Here is a 14145-nt window from a genome sequence, read left to right on the forward strand (position 1 = left end):
GGGGAGGCTCCGCGGGGGCTCAGGCAGCATGGGCGGGCAGGCGACGGGTCCCGCATCCATCGATTATGTACAAATGTACATAACTGCTGGGCCGTGGGAGAAGGGGAGCCGGTCACCCGGATGACCGGCCGTATCCGCGGCCCCGGCTCCCCACCGTCCCGTCCGGTGCGCCCGGACGCGAAGCTCCGGCTCTACGGCAGGAGTGTCGAACCGGCCCACCGCGTGGGGGCCGGGCGGTCGTAGACGTTGTCCGGCGTCACGATCTCCGTGATGGCCCGCGCCAGCAGAGACGACGGTTCCTGACCCTGGTACGTGATGTCCGTGTTGATCATCAGGACCAGGGTGGCCTTCTTCGAGGGCAGGTAGACCGTCACGGTCTCGTAGCCGGGGATGGAGCCGTTGTGCCCGATCCAGCCGCCGCTCTTGAAGATGCCGAGGCCGTAGCTCGTGCCGGGGTGGCCGGTGGGCAGCATTTTGAGACGCTGCGCCTGGGTCTCGGGCGACAGCAGCGTGCCGGTGGCGACGGTCTTCGCCCAGCTGCGCAGGTCGTGCAGGTCGGAGATCATCGCTCCGGCCGCCCAGGCCCAACTGGGGTTCCAGTCCGTGCTGTCGGCGACCTCCCCGGTCAGCGTCTGATTGGTGTAGCCGTGCGGGTGCGGCCGCGGAAACTCGGGGGAGTCCGGAAGCAGCGTGTGGGAGAGGCGGGCGGGACGCAGCACCCGCTTCTCGATGAAACCGGCGAGGCGGTGGCCGCTGACCTTCTCGACCACGAGTCCGAGCAGAACGAAGTTGGTGTTGGAGTACTGGAACTGTGCGCCAGGCGCAAAGGTGTTCTTGTGCTTGAAGCCGTACGCCAGAACCTGCTTCGGGGTGAACGACCGTTGCGGGTCGCTCAGCAGATCGTGCTGGAAGTCCGGGTCGTCGGTGTACGGGAAGAGACCGCTGCGCATCTCGGCGAGATGGCGCAAGGTGATCCGCGAACCGTTGGGCACGTGCGGGACGTAGCGAGAGATCGGGTCGTCGAGTCCGACCCGGCCGTCGTCGACGAGCTTGAGCAGCGCGGTGGCCGTGAAGGTCTTGGTCTCGCTGCCGATCCGGACGAACACGTCCTTGTTCATGCGCTCGCCGCTGGCTTTGTCGGCGACGCCCGTCGCACGGACGTAGCTGCCCTTGCCCGGCATCCACAGACCGGCGACCACACCGGGAATGCCGGCCTGCCGACGAACCTTCTCGATGGCCTTGTCCAGCCGCGAGGCCAGGGCGGGGTCGAGTTCATGCGAGGGGCAACCCTCGTCGACCGCATGGTGCGGTGCGAGGGCCTGGGCGGCGCCGGCCGGTGTCGCTGTCGTCGGAGCCAGCACGGACACCGCGAGCAGTGCCGTGGCGAGGGCGCGGCGGGCGGGGATACGACGTCTCACGTCTGAGTCCCTCTTCCAGAATTGGGGGCGGAAGGGCTACGTCACCATTCGCGAGGTGGTGCGTGTTGCCCGTGTGACGGCCTCCGCCGGAGTCCACCCGTTCAGCGCGCCATGAGTCGCTCTGACGTACCAGGCGGGGAGGGCGTTCTGTGCCGATGGCGGACGACGGCGACTTCCGGCGGCTCAACTTCCGCGAGGGCGGCCGGAGTGGCATGTGCTTCCTGGAAAGCACATGATGGATATAGCGCCCTGATTGTGCGAGTGCACGGAGGATGTCATGGCCGCGAATAGGCTCTCGCTGTTTTCGAACAACTTCCCGGAATTCTTCATCATCGATCACGACGGCCTCGTGGACATCGCCAAGATCGAAAGCGATGTGGACCGCGGCAACGCCACGTTCGAGTGGGATGGATCGAGTCTGAGCGTCGGAAAACAGGGGAGATTGCTGCGTGCTGTGGCTCCCCTGGGCTTCTGCCTGCGGATCGCGACGTTCGACGGGTTTCGTATTCACAGCAAGTTCTTCGAAGGGATTCCGGATCCTGACGTTGCCGCCGAGGTCCGCGAGGACTCGACTTTCGTCATTGAACAGGCGGAGGTCGATCCGAATCAGATCTCGTTCCGATCCGTGAAATTTCCCGATCGCTTCATCCGGCACCGCGATTTCCAGCTCTTCGCCGAACCGGTGAGCACACTCGACGAGCTTCAGTCCGCCTGCTTCAGGATCGACTCCCCCCTCGATCCGGGCCAGTGACTCGCCGGCGGGCTCTCCGACGATCAGGCCGGCGCGGTCCAGGCGGGTGCCCCGTCGTCGACGAGACGGACCCGGTAGTGGCCCCGAGGCGGTGCGATCGGTAGCCGGCCGGCTCCCAGATCCGTCAGGAGGGCCGTGGGATCCGTGCGCAGACAGACGGTGCACGGTGAGCCATCGAGGCGCGCGCGGAGGAGACCGAGGTCGAGTTCGACGACGTCCGTCAGCCAGGGCACGGGCGGCGAGACCTCCCGCAGGTGGTCCGCGAACGCGAAGGCTTCCTCGGAGGCGAAGAGGCGAGGCGGGCACGAACGCGTGTAGCCACTGAGCAATTGGCCTGTCCCGACCGGTCCCAGCGTGAGGAACAGCAGCCGCATGGTGTACCGGAGGGTGCCCGTGAGCGCACTGCCCCTGAACTCGGCCACCAGATCCCGGAGCAGCCCGATCGCCGGGTCGGTCATCAGCTCCTGGGCCAGCGGTGTTCCCGGATCGCGGCCGACGGCCAGACTGCCGAGTGTGAACTCCCAGTCGGACGGTGCGGTCGTCTCGCCTCCGGCCGGGCGCGGAACACCCGCCGTACGCGGAACGTCGGCCGGACGCGGCGGCGACAGCGGTGCCGGGTGGGCCTGCGCGGGCCACAACTCCCTCATGGCCACGAGCAGTTCGCGGACTGCGCCCGCATCGAGATCCGGTACGGCCGAGGGCGTCACCTCGAACAGGACCGCGCGCAGGGCCGGCAGTCGCGGCAGGATCCGGTCGGCGAGCGCGAGCAGTTCGTCGTCGGGGAGCCCGGAATGGGCGTCCAACCAGTACCCGCGGTACTCGGAACCACCGGCCAGGTGCACCTCCCACACCCGGTCCAGCGGCAGGTCGGCCAGCAGATCGTCCACGGTGCCACGGCCGTTGCGTTCGTTGGCCAGGACGTTGTGCAGGTCCAGGAGCAGACCGCAGTCGCTGTCCTCGACGACGCGCCTGACGAACGCGCCGTCGGACAGGTCCTGGGGCCGTGGCCGGAGGTAGTTCGCGCCGATCTCCACGGCCAGCGGCACCGGAAGAGCGTCGGCCATGGTGCGAATGGACCGTGCGGCCGCGCTCACCCCTGCCTCCGTCTGGCAGGGCGGCAACATGAATCCGGTGTGGAACCCGTCCCGCCCGTCCGCCACCCGGTTGAAAGCGAGATGCTCACTGACCCACGGCGCGCGCAGCCTTCCGGCCAGTTCACCGAAGAGCGCCGCGTGCCGTGGGTCGGGGAGGCAGGAGCCGCCGACCGGATTGCCGACCCCGTGCAGCAGCCGTGCGCCGGGGAGGTCCGCGAGCCGTTCCAGTACGTCTTCGTCGACCGAGATCTCGCCGTCTCCGCGGACCCGCCACAGGCTCTGCGGTTCGATCTCGACGACGTCGAGCAGGTCGGCGACCTCGTGGAGAATGTCGTCGAGACCGGGTACGTAGGTGAGTCCCACCCCTGGTCTCGTCATGGCGGGCCCTGGGTCAGCGGGTCAACGGGGCAGAGACCGCCGGCTGGACCTGGCCGTCCGGATCCACCACGAAGTCGCGGGCGATGGTGATGCGCAGGTCTCGGCCCGAGTGGCAGGTGGGGCACCCGAGTTGTGTCATCACGTCCTTGATCACGCCCTGCATCTTGTCCAGGTCGTTGGCCACGGACACCGGCACCGTGACGTTGACCGCCGCCAGCCACGGGTCCGGCACCGGTCCAGCCAATGCGTTGTTCGGCATGGGAGTCTCCCTGTAGTTCGGGTCCTGTCGCATGCGGCAGCCCTCGATGCTCGGACGGCCGTTCCGCATCCTGCTGGGATGCGCCGGCACCTCACGAGGAGGCGCGCGGGCGCACTCGGGTGACGAGGGCTCAAGAGGAAAGCCCGCCGGGCTCGGCGGTGAGGACGTTGCCCCGGATGGTCGTGTCGCCGCCGTTCGCAGCGTCCGCCCACGACAGGAACACGCTGCCCGGAGTGCCGTTGCCGAACACGGCGGCGGCGCTCAGGTGGAAACGGTTGCCGTCGGTGCCGGAGCTGGCCTGGACCTTGGGGCCGATCTCGAGCTCGGTGTCCGAGCAGAGCTGTGCCATGACGGTCGGCACGGTCTGGACCGTGTCCGCGCTCTTTTCCACCCAGGCGAGGACGAAGCGTCCGCCGGGCAGGGCCGTCAGTGCCGGAGAGCTGCGGTGGAAGTGCTTCGGTGAGCCCGCGGAGGCGCTGAGGACGACCTGACCGCCTTCCGGATCGATGACGCTGGCCACGGCCGTCGTCTGGAGGACTCCGAGATCGCTCTGCACCGTCGATTTGATGTGCGCGGCGACGAAGCGACCGTTGTCGAGGGCCGTCAGCGCGCTCCGCCCCTTGAAGCCTGCGAGGTTGGGACGCTTCTCACCGGTCAGGGGTGTGCCGTCGAGGGAGAAGACGCGGTAGACGAGCCCGCCGCCTCCCACCGGCTCGCCGTTCGTCCAGGCGATGACGTAGTTCCCGTCGCTCAGGAGTGTCACTGCCGCGTCGCGGTGGAAGGCCGCGGTGGTGTTCACGGCGATCTCGGGGCCCGTCTTCTGCCCCTCGGGCGTGAAACGCTGCGCGCGAATACGCTTCTGCTCCCCGCCACCCGTCCAGGTGACCAGGCAACCGCCGTCGATCATGCGGGTGACCGTGGGCGGGAAGTCCGGGTCGATCGAGTCGGTGCTGACCTGGACCGGCGGCCCGGCGGGCTGACCGTCGAAGAACCGCCGAAGCACCACCACCGGGGTCGGCGGGGGCAGGTTGAAGGGTTGCTCGATCCACGTGGCGAAGGTGTTCATACCGACGGAGTCGAGGAAGGGCCACCGTCGGTTCGTGTTGCCGTCAGCCGCGATCGCCTCACTGGCGAGGAACTCCGTACCGACCTTCGTTCCGGCGGCGTTGATCCGCTGCCCCTTGATGCCGGCGTCGGAGTCGTCCGCCCAGAGGGCTGTGAACAGGGCGTTGCTGTTCAGCGCGTCGGCGCAGGGCTGCGACTGCCCCCCGACGACGGACGTGTTCACCATGAAGTCACCCATGATCGCTCTCCCACGCTCGAGGCCCGCGCCCGTTCGGCGCAGCCTTCCCCAGCACAGCCCCGGTCGTGGTGGGGCGGCAATCCGACCGCGGCCATCCAGGGGAGCGACTGTGCTGGAACGGAGTGGGTGGCTGCTCTCCTCGACCCGATGCGGGGGCAACGCGTGAAGGAGAGCCGGGGTCCGTGCGTCACCGGTGGTTGGCCGAGGGGGCGTGGGACGGGTGGTCGCTGTCGTCGAAGAGATGCTCGATGCTGTCGCGGTTCCAGCGCAGGAGAACCAGGAGCATTTCGGTGGTGGCCAGCAGTCGGGTCATGACCACATGTGCCTTGGAGCCGGGTGCGGTGGCGTTGACGCTGTGCTGGAGCGCCGCCTGAAAGGTGCTCACGCCGCCATGGGAGCGGGCGTGCAGCGCCAGAGCTTCGTCCCGGCCGATGGTGCGATGGATGATTCCGCCCCTGAGCTGGGTGAGGTGCAGGTGGCTCTCGGTGAGGAAGTCCGCGGCGAGTCCCCATGGTGCACTCAGGCTGTCCGGCAGCAGAGCCCGACCCACGACCGTCATGGTCCGTGTGGTGGAGATGGCCTTGGTGAGCTGCTGGGACAGGGTGTGAGGGCCGGCGAGGACGACCCAGTGGGCGATGCTGTCGGCCGCCTCACGCAGCACGGCTTCCAGATGGGCCCATTGTTCGGGAGGCTCCTCAGCTGTCACCGGCACCGTCTCCATGGCGACGGCGGCCGCGAAGATCTGGGCCCGGCCGGCATCCAGGTGCACGGCGGCTGCCACCTTCTGGTGGAGGGCGCTGTCGGTGGCGGCGAGCCAGGCATCGAACGCAGCTTCGTCGCCGGTGGTGGTGTCCGGGCGCGGTGCCGCCTCGCTCACTGGTGATCCTCCTTCATTGATTCCCAGGCCTGCTTGAGACTCTTACGAGCGCGAGCCAGGTTCTGCCGCACGGCCTCGGGGGTCGTCTGCAGTGCTTCGGCGGTTTCCTGCGGGGTGAACCCGTCGTAGGTCCAGGCGAAGGCCCGCCGCTGCTGCATGGGCAGGCCGGCCAGCACCTTCAGGACGAGCTCCTCCTGCGCGCCGAGCTCGATCCGTTCGACGGGGCACACCCCGCCGGACTGCCCTTCCGTGTCCTGGAGGGGGCCCTCGGGACGCTCGCGCACCCGCACCAGCTGCCGGAACGCGACCGTCCGCAGCCAGGCATGGGGGTGCTCGATGCTTTCCCAGCGCTCCCACGCCTGGGCGAAGGCGGCCTGCGCAGCCTCCCGGGCTTCATGTATGTCGGCGCCGTGCCGCAGGACGAACACCACCAGGCGGGGCATCGTCTTCTCGTAGAACCCGGCGAACTCGCTGCGCGCCGCCGAATCGGCCGGAGTCCGCGGCCGGTAGGGGGCGGTGACCGGTTGATCCCGTTGCGCCAGCGCCGACCGCTGTTCTCGTGGAGGGGTGGGGTCACTCATATCCACCGCCCCGCCTGTCGGCAGGACGGCCCACTTCGATGACCACCTCGCTGCGGTCGGCGCGCTGTTCGATCACCAGGCTCCCTGGTGGAAGCACCTGCACACGACGTGTGAGACCGCGGTCGTTCAGCTGGGCGATCTGGATCGCGGCCCGTCCTCGCAGCCACACATACAGCGCGCGTCCCCCGCAGGCGATCACTCCTGCGATCAGGGGCGCCACCACTATCGCGTCCAAGGTCGGCCCCTTCGCTCGGCACCCCCAACTGATGGAGTGCTGATGTGTTCTGACGGGATGTAGTGCGAAACAGACTGCCAACCGTGACGCTCTGCCGAGCTTCTCCCGCGAACTGTGCGCAGCGTCACACCGTGCCCACCCCAGTACGTACGACATGCCGCGGCCACCCACGGGCCCGCCGATCTCGCTTTCCGCACCGGTGAGCAGGCCCTGCCCAACCGGAGGAAAGAGTGCTCGACGTGCGGGTTCACGCGTCGGGTCCTTGGCGCGGGCCGGGAGGGGGCGCAGCCGGATGCCATGCCGAGGACCCTCCGATCCGTCGGCGCGGTCGTGCGGTGCGCGGCCGGGTGGGCTCATCCGTCCGTCCGCGTTGGGTCCGGCACCGATGCGGGGCCCTCCTCTGCGGTGCCCCGGCACGTGGCAGCCCGGGCCACCGCTCGTGTCCGTTCCGGGAGGCTGAGGAGGTCGGTGCTGTCGGTGAACTGGTCGACGGTGCCGGTCAGCGGCAGTGCCCGGACGGCCGGGTCTGTGATGCGGGCCGTCAGCGCCGCGGTGAGGCGTTCGGCGTGCAGGACCTGGAACGGCCGGCTGTGGTAGGCGCGCGTGGTGGGGTCGACCCGGTCGGTCAGGCCGAGCCGGTTGTGGGCGGCGGCGACCATCTCGTAGGCGTGGGCCAGGTGGTGCTCGCGGGTGTGCCATTCGGTGGCGGCGAGGGCCGCGGAAAGGGCGGGTGCGAGAACGGCTGCCTGCGGGGTGCGGGTGAAGGCGCTTCCGAGCCATTTGCCGTACGGCGGGTAGCGGCGGTCCATGAGCAGACAGAGCCGCATCAGATCGCGCACCAGGCGGGCGGCGACGACAGCGGAGCCGAGTTCGTCGCCCACTTCGCCGCACCGGCCGACGAAGGCTTCCTCCTGGGAGATGCGCTGCCACTGGCTGGCAAGCACGTGGAGCCAGAGATCGTGGGGATACCAGGCGAGGAGTGCGCGGGCGGGGGTGAGACGGTCGAGGCCGTCATGGACGACGGCGCCGGCGGTGACTTCGGCGAGCCGCTGCGTGGGCGTGGCCAGCCAGTCCGTCAGGGTGACGCCCTCGTCGGGGTCGAAGCCCAGTTGTGCGGTGAACCAGGTGGTCGGGTCGGTGATGTCGACGCGGTGGTGCACCGGCCCGTCGGTCGCTCGCATGACTCGGATGCCGGCCTCGGCCGTAGGGGCGAAGTGCGTGGGGTAGCCGTGGAAGGTCTTCGGCAGGCGGGCGGAGAGCAGGTCCTTGACGGCAGCCCCGTCGCGGAGGGCATCTTCCGGGCGCAGAAGCAGCAGGAGGCGCGGTCCCCACTCGTGGTCCGCGGAGCGGGCGGTGTCGAATCCCAGGACCTCCGAGCCGCTGCCGAGACGGGCGGCGGAGTGGGGGAGGCCGGGGACGACCTCGTCCAGCAGGGGCCGGACGGCCTCGTGGTAGAAGCGGCGGGAGAGTTCCAGTCCGGGGATGAAGGGCGGTGGGGTCATGGCCCGGAGCCTGCCGGACCGGCCGCACGTCGGGCGAAGGCTTTTCCCCGGTCCGCCATTTCCCGGTCCGTCTTTCCCCGCTCCGCCTTTCCCGGTGAGCGTGATGACCGGACCGATGCGTGCGGAGTGGGCTCCTCCCGGCGGGAGGAGCCCACTTGGGGGGACAGTGCGGGATCACTCCGTGCGCAGGCCGTCCGGGCGCATCATGCGCAGCAGCGGTGGCAGGCTGAGCAGCGTGACCACGCCGACCACGGCCGCTCCCACACCGGTCATGGTCAGGACGCTCGCCCAGTCCATGGTCACCGGCGTCCGTGTCATTTTCAGCAGCACCGAACCGAGGGTGACACCCACCGTCGTGGCCAGTACGAGGCCGAGTCCGACCGGGAGAGCCGTCTGCCACAGCACCGACAGGCTCAGTGTGCGGCGCCGGGTGCCGAAGGCGACCAGCGCCGAGAGCAGCTTTCGGCGCTCGCGCAGCTGCTCCAGCTGGGAGACCAGCAGACTCGCGCCGATCAGTGCCAGCACGAACGCGGAGCCGACGAACAGACCGGTGCGGATGGAGGTGTACTTGGCGTCCTCCTGGGTCGCCGACCAGCTGTAGGTGTAGGCCAGGGGGTCGATCCGGGCGACGGCGTTGCGCACGTACTCCCGTGACTCCGGCACCGAGGGGTCCAGGCGCAGGAAGACCCCGTCCGAGAACAACGCGGGCGCGGCCCCTGCGGGCAGGGCGGCGGGGGTGACCAGCAGACTGTTGGAGTCCTCCAGCGAGTCCTTGCGCGCGTCCACCACCCGCATGTTCGACGGCACGGTCCAGGGCGCCTCGATGCCGCGTTCGGTGGCGTCGCTGTACGACGGGTCGATGTAGAGCTGCCGACCGGGTTTCACCACGGCGATTTCGGCGGCGTTGTCGGGGTCGGCGTAGCCGCTCCTGGTCCGGGTGACGAACACGTCGCCGTCCTTGCAGGAGGGCAGCGTGGCCAGTTCGCGCAGGGCCGTGCAGTCGCCCACGGTCAGTCCGTTGGTGTTCTCCGGGTCGCGACGCGCGTCCCCGTACTGGGAGATGGCCAGGGCCACCGCGGCCCGTACTCCCTTGGTGCCGGTGAACTCGCGCTCGACGCCGGACAGCGGCTTGCGGTCGCTGAAGTCGACCTGCATCTGCACCCGGCTGGGGTCGTGGCCGGTGGCCTTCGTGTACTGGCTCTGCGTTCCCGTGAACAGCATCTGCAGGGCGATGGCGCCGGCCACGGCGACGGCGATGCCGTTGACCATGCGTGCGGCCGTTCCGCTGCTCAACTGCAGCCGCCGTACCGCGAGTTGCCAGGACAGTGTGCCCTTGCCCAGGCGGACGACGACCGCCTCCACGACCCAGGGAAGCAGCGCGGTGATGCCGATCAGCAGGAGCAGCACGCCGCCGATGACGAGGTACTGGTTGAAGTCGCCGTTCTTTCGGCCCTTGCCGATCATCGGGTAGAGCATCGCGAGGCCGGCCAGCGGTGGCAGCAGCCGCCACCACAGCCGACGGGGGCGCTGCTTGGTCGCCCGTACGACGCCGAGCGGTTCCACCACCACGCCCCGCATCGCGGCCAGCGTGACGAGTACGGCGGCGACCGGGATCGCCACTGCGACCAGCGCGGCGAGCACGGGGGAGGGATCGAGGTAGCTGGGCCACACGCTCACGCCCAACACCTGGGTGGAACCCAGTGTCTGACGGCCCAGAAGGAAGAAGCCCGTGCCGACGGCCAGGCCGAGCAGAGCTCCGGCGAGAGCTTCGCCCGCCGCGATCCGCCGGGTCATGTGGCTGTCCGAGCCGACCAGGCGCAGCGCGGCCAGCCGGCGGTCGCGGCGCTCGCCGCCGAAGCGGACCGCGGCGGCGATGAACACGGCGACGGGCGTCAGCAGCACCACGAACACGACCAGGACCATGAGCAGCAGCACCGGGTCGGTCTTCTCGGGTGTCGAGTCCGGATTGCCGTACTCGGTCAGCCGGTGCACGGGCGAGAAGCCCGCGGGTTCGAGCCCCGAGGCGCCCGCGTAGTAGGCCAGTTCGTGGGAGCCGATGAGTCCGCTCTCGCCGATCGTGCCGGTGATCCTGTACGGCAGCCGCTCGCGCAGCAGTTCGGCGTCGTCGGAGGCGAGGAGATCCCTGAGCGCGGGGGAGACCACCATCTCGCCCTTGCCGGGGAAGCTGTCGAGCCCCGGCGGCAGCGCCGCCCGCTTGCCCTCGGGCTCCAGGAGCCGGCCGCGGATGTCGTCGTCGTGCCAGGTGGTGTCGGTGTCGGCGATCAGGAAGGTGTCGTCGGCCCTCGGGGGGACCTTCTCGGCGTACGGGTAGTCGAAGCGGGCGTCCTCCACCTTGTCGCGGGCGGCGAACACGCTGGGCAGGGCGGTGCACAGCAGGAGCAGAGCCACGCCGAGGCCGACGCCCACGGCGGTGAGCGTCATCCGTACCCAGCTCTCGCGTCCGCCGGTGACGGCGAAGCGGGCCCCCAGGGCCAGGTCCTTGGCCCACTGGCGAGAATTCATACGGCGCGCTCCATGTCACGGGACTTGCCGTCGCGGACGACGACCTCGCGGTCGGCGTAGGCGGCCACGCGTGTCTCGTGGGTCACCAGGACGACAGCGGCATTGGTCGAGCGGGCAGCTTCGGTCAGCAGGTGCATCACGCGTTCGCCGTTGGAGGAGTCGAGCGCGCCGGTGGGTTCGTCGGCGAACAGCAGGCGCGGCCCGGTGACGAGCGAGCGGGCAACGGCGACGCGCTGGCCCTGACCGCCGGAGACCTCGCCGGGACGCTTGCCCTCGAGGTCGTCGACCTCCAGGCGCTCCATCCAGCCGAGCGCGGTCCGCTCGGCGTCCTTGCGGGAGGTGCCGTTCAGTCGCAGCGGCAGGGCGACGTTCTCCACACAGGTCAGCTCGGGCACCAACTGGCCGAACTGGAACACGAACCCGAACTCGGAGCGGCGCAGCGCGCTGCGCTGGGCGTCGCTCATCTTCGCCAGTTCCCGCCCCTGGTAGGTGATCGACCCGGAGTCGGGCGGCACGATCCCCGCGAGGCAGTGCAACAGCGTGGACTTGCCGGACCCGGAGGGGCCCATGACGGCGACGACCTCGCCGGGATGTATGGAGAACTCGGCGCCGTCCAGCGCGTGGGTCGGGCCGTACGCCTTGCGCAGATCGCGCGCGACGAGCAGGGAGCCGGGGGGAGATGTCGTCATCGGGTCACAGCCTCACGGAGTGGGTCGAGTCGGGTGGTCGTCGGTATCGGCCGGGGCGGGTGGGCCTCCACGGGGGATTCCAGGTGGGCTCCCCCGTGGAACACGGCACGCGGGGTGCGCAGTTGCTCGGAGCGCTGGGTGCCGAGGATCTCGGCGGCGTCGCGCCGGGTGAGGCACCGCTGTACGTCGGTGACGCCGGCGCCGGTGATCGCGCAGCGCTTGCGCCCGGAACCGCGGGCGGCCTCGATCCCGTCGACCTGGACGAGACCGTTCTTCGGCGGCCGGGCATGACCGAAGGTTTCGTCGAAGGTCCGCGTGCGGTCGTAGACGTGGCGCGGGCTGGATTCCAGGGGCCCTAAAAGGGTGTGACCGATGGACATGACCCGCACTCTACATACTGTGTATACGCGATGTGTATACACCGAGTGTGCAGTGCGTTGCGGGGGGTGCGACAGTGCAGGTGAGGGCGCCGGGAAGCCTGATCGTCACGGTTCGGATACAGGGCAGCCCTGCGGTCGAGGATTCCCAGGCTTGGGATGGCTTCCGCGCTGGTGAGGAACACGATCCCGCCCGCGATGGCTCCGGAGCCGGCCGCAGTTGGGCGAGAGCGTCCAGACGCCGGGCTCAAAGGATAAGAGGGCGGGGCGGTATGACCCTTGGTCACGGCCTTCCCGGCGCTCGTCGCCCCTACGCGGTGCTACGGGAACAGGCCCGGGGCGTTCCGGGCGTGACCCCGTCGTACCTGCCGCCCGCGCCGAGCCGCGCCGCGTGCTGCGCCCGGTGCCCGACGTCTGCCAGGTGCTCACCGGGGTACTGCTCCTGCTGTGGCTGGACGCGGTGGACGTCGACGCGCGCGGCCCGGGGCCTGCCGTCCCCGATGTCGGCGTGCTCGGGGTGGCCACGGGTCTGCGGTGCGCGGCCGACCTGCCGGCCGGCGAGACGGGATCGCCTGGCGGACGGTCATAGCCGCCGGTGTTCGTCGCCTCGGTGTTCGTGGCTTCGGCGTTCCGCGCGATGCCCGGGCGGCAGCCGCTCGTGCCGGTGCTGCCGGCGGGGTCCGTGTTCGCGTCCGCCGTACTGGTGGCCGTGCCCTCCCGTCCTGCCGCTCGTCGCCCTCGGGCCGTCGGTCTTCGCCGCGACGGCCGACGACGCGTGGCGGGCCCTACCCCTCACCACTCCCGAACTGCCCCCGAACCGAACGGAGTTCCCATGCCTTCCGACACCGCGCGCCGCCGCTGCGCCGTGGTGGGACTGGGCGCCCGCGCCCGGCTCTTCACCGAGGCACTCGCCGGTCCCTACGCGGACCGGGTCGACCTGGTCGGCTTCTGCGATGTCAACCCGCACCGCATGGCCGTCCACAACGACTGGATCGGCGCCTCGGTACCCGCATACGCGGCCGAGGACTTCACCGAGATGCTGCGCCGCGAACGCGTCGACCTCGTCGTCGTGTGCACCGTGGATCGCACCCACGACCACTACATCGTCGAGGCACTGGAGGCCGGCTGCGACGTCGTCACCGAGAAGCCCATGACGACGGACGCCGACCGAGCCCGCCGTATCCTCGACGCCCGGCGTCGCAGCGGCCGCGAGGTCCGCGTCGCCTTCAACTACCGCTACAACCCGGTGCACTGCGCCGTTCGCGAGGCCATCGCGGCCGGCGAGATCGGAGAGGTCGGCTCCGTCCACTTCGAATGGCTCCTCGACCTTCGCCACGGCGCCGACTACTTCCGCCGCTGGCACCGGGAGAAGGTCAACTCCGGCGGCCTGATGGTGCACAAGGCCACCCACCACTTCGACCTGGTCAACTGGTGGCTGGGCACCGAGCCCGAGACCGTGTACGCGCAGGGCGGGCTCTTCTTCTACGGCGACGAAGCGGGCCGGCGCCGAGGGCTGGCCCGTGACTACACGCGGGCCCACGGCGCCGCGTCGGCACAGGACGACCCCTTCGCCGTACGCCTGGCGGACTCGCCGCTGCTCACGGCCCTCTACCTGGAGGCGGAGGCCGCGGACGGATACCGGCGCGACCAGAACGTCTTCGGTCCGGGGGTGACGATCGAGGACGACATGGCGGTGCTGGTGCGCTACGCGTCGGGAGCCACGCTGACCTACCACCTCACCGCGTACGCCCCCTGGGAGGGATATCGGGTGTCCTTCAACGGAAGCGAGGGGCGTCTGGAGCTGCTCGTGGAGGAGTCCACCTGGACCCGGTCCGAGGTGCGGGTCCAGGGTGACACCGCCGTGCTGCACGGGGATGCGGTGGTTGACACGGCAGGGCGCACGGAACTGACGCTGCGGCGGTTCTGGGAACCTCCGCGTGAGATCAAGGTCCACACCGGCGAGGGTGGGCACGGTGGCGGAGACGTCCGGATGCTCGCCGATCTCTTCGGGGAGCCCGAGGCCGACCCGCTCGGACGGGCTGCCGACGAGATCGCGGGGGCACGCTCGCTGGTCACGGGGCTGGCCGCGAACCGTTCCTTCGAGTCCGGAGGCCCGGTGCGGACGCGGGACCTGCTCCACATCTGACCGCAGGCCGGG

The 14145-nt window shown here is 70.0% G+C and carries 14 protein-coding genes; 3 read left to right on the forward strand and 11 right to left on the reverse strand.

The features are described 5' to 3' along the window. Positions 1-191 precede the first annotated feature (191 nt). Positions 192-1418: a serine hydrolase domain-containing protein gene (locus IOD14_RS18965; protein ID WP_212670854.1), complete on the reverse strand. Its 1227-nt coding sequence runs from the start codon at positions 1416-1418 to the stop codon at positions 192-194. A 277-nt stretch (positions 1419-1695) separates the two neighbouring features. Between IOD14_RS18965 and IOD14_RS18970 the strand changes: the two genes are divergently transcribed. Further along, a complete protein-coding gene (locus IOD14_RS18970) occupies positions 1696-2169 on the forward strand; it encodes an AbfB domain-containing protein (RefSeq protein ID WP_212670855.1) in 474 nt (157 codons plus the stop codon). A gap of 23 nt (positions 2170-2192) precedes the next feature. On the opposite strand, the gene IOD14_RS18975 is transcribed toward IOD14_RS18970, so the two are convergent. The 10 genes from IOD14_RS18975 to IOD14_RS19020 form a co-directional block, all read right to left on the reverse strand. Continuing rightward, positions 2193-3641 carry a DUF692 family multinuclear iron-containing protein gene (locus tag IOD14_RS18975; RefSeq protein WP_212670856.1) on the reverse strand — a complete coding sequence of 483 codons (1449 nt, stop codon included), beginning with the start codon at positions 3639-3641 and terminating at the stop codon, positions 2193-2195. Between the two features lie 13 nt (positions 3642-3654). After that, positions 3655-3900: a hypothetical protein gene (locus tag IOD14_RS18980; protein ID WP_123993293.1), complete on the reverse strand. Its 246-nt coding sequence runs from the start codon at positions 3898-3900 to the stop codon at positions 3655-3657. Between the two features lie 130 nt (positions 3901-4030). After that, on the reverse strand, positions 4031-5203 hold the full coding sequence (locus IOD14_RS18985) for a hypothetical protein (protein WP_212670857.1): 1173 nt from the start codon (positions 5201-5203) through the stop codon (positions 4031-4033). Between the two features lie 187 nt (positions 5204-5390). Next, a complete protein-coding gene (locus IOD14_RS18990) occupies positions 5391-6080 on the reverse strand; it encodes a hypothetical protein (RefSeq protein WP_123993291.1) in 690 nt (229 codons plus the stop codon). Then, positions 6077-6661 (reverse strand): sigma-70 family RNA polymerase sigma factor, encoded by a 585-nt coding sequence (locus tag IOD14_RS18995; protein WP_123993290.1) that lies wholly within the window; start codon positions 6659-6661, stop codon positions 6077-6079. Before IOD14_RS18995 ends, IOD14_RS18990 begins: the two co-directional genes overlap by 4 nt. Then, positions 6654-6896, reverse strand: coding sequence for a hypothetical protein (locus IOD14_RS19000; RefSeq protein WP_123993289.1), 243 nt, complete (start codon positions 6894-6896; stop codon positions 6654-6656). The genes IOD14_RS18995 and IOD14_RS19000 overlap by 8 nt, the downstream gene beginning before the upstream one ends. 353 nt (positions 6897-7249) lie before the next feature. Further along, positions 7250-8398 carry a DUF4037 domain-containing protein gene (locus IOD14_RS19005; protein ID WP_123993288.1) on the reverse strand — a complete coding sequence of 383 codons (1149 nt, stop codon included), beginning with the start codon at positions 8396-8398 and terminating at the stop codon, positions 7250-7252. 174 nt (positions 8399-8572) lie between these two features. Beyond that, a complete protein-coding gene (locus IOD14_RS19010) occupies positions 8573-10921 on the reverse strand; it encodes an FtsX-like permease family protein (protein ID WP_212670858.1) in 2349 nt (782 codons plus the stop codon). Continuing rightward, positions 10918-11610 carry an ABC transporter ATP-binding protein gene (locus tag IOD14_RS19015; RefSeq protein ID WP_123993286.1) on the reverse strand — a complete coding sequence of 231 codons (693 nt, stop codon included), beginning with the start codon at positions 11608-11610 and terminating at the stop codon, positions 10918-10920. The genes IOD14_RS19010 and IOD14_RS19015 overlap by 4 nt, the downstream gene beginning before the upstream one ends. After that, positions 11607-11990 (reverse strand): PadR family transcriptional regulator, encoded by a 384-nt coding sequence (locus IOD14_RS19020; RefSeq protein WP_249125959.1) that lies wholly within the window; start codon positions 11988-11990, stop codon positions 11607-11609. The genes IOD14_RS19015 and IOD14_RS19020 overlap by 4 nt, the downstream gene beginning before the upstream one ends. Positions 11991-12378: 388 nt before the next feature. Between IOD14_RS19020 and IOD14_RS19025 the strand changes: the two genes are divergently transcribed. Both IOD14_RS19025 and IOD14_RS19030 read left to right on the forward strand, forming a co-directional pair. Next, positions 12379-12576, forward strand: coding sequence for a hypothetical protein (locus IOD14_RS19025; RefSeq protein WP_212670859.1), 198 nt, complete (start codon positions 12379-12381; stop codon positions 12574-12576). A 243-nt stretch (positions 12577-12819) separates the two neighbouring features. Next, entirely contained in the window at positions 12820-14133 is a 1314-nt protein-coding gene (locus IOD14_RS19030) for a Gfo/Idh/MocA family oxidoreductase (protein WP_212670860.1), read from the forward strand. Positions 14134-14145: the final 12 nt, after the last annotated feature.

Source organism: Streptomyces sp. A2-16 (genome assembly GCF_018128905.1).
In the GTDB taxonomy this organism is placed as follows: Bacteria; Actinomycetota; Actinomycetes; order Streptomycetales; family Streptomycetaceae; genus Streptomyces.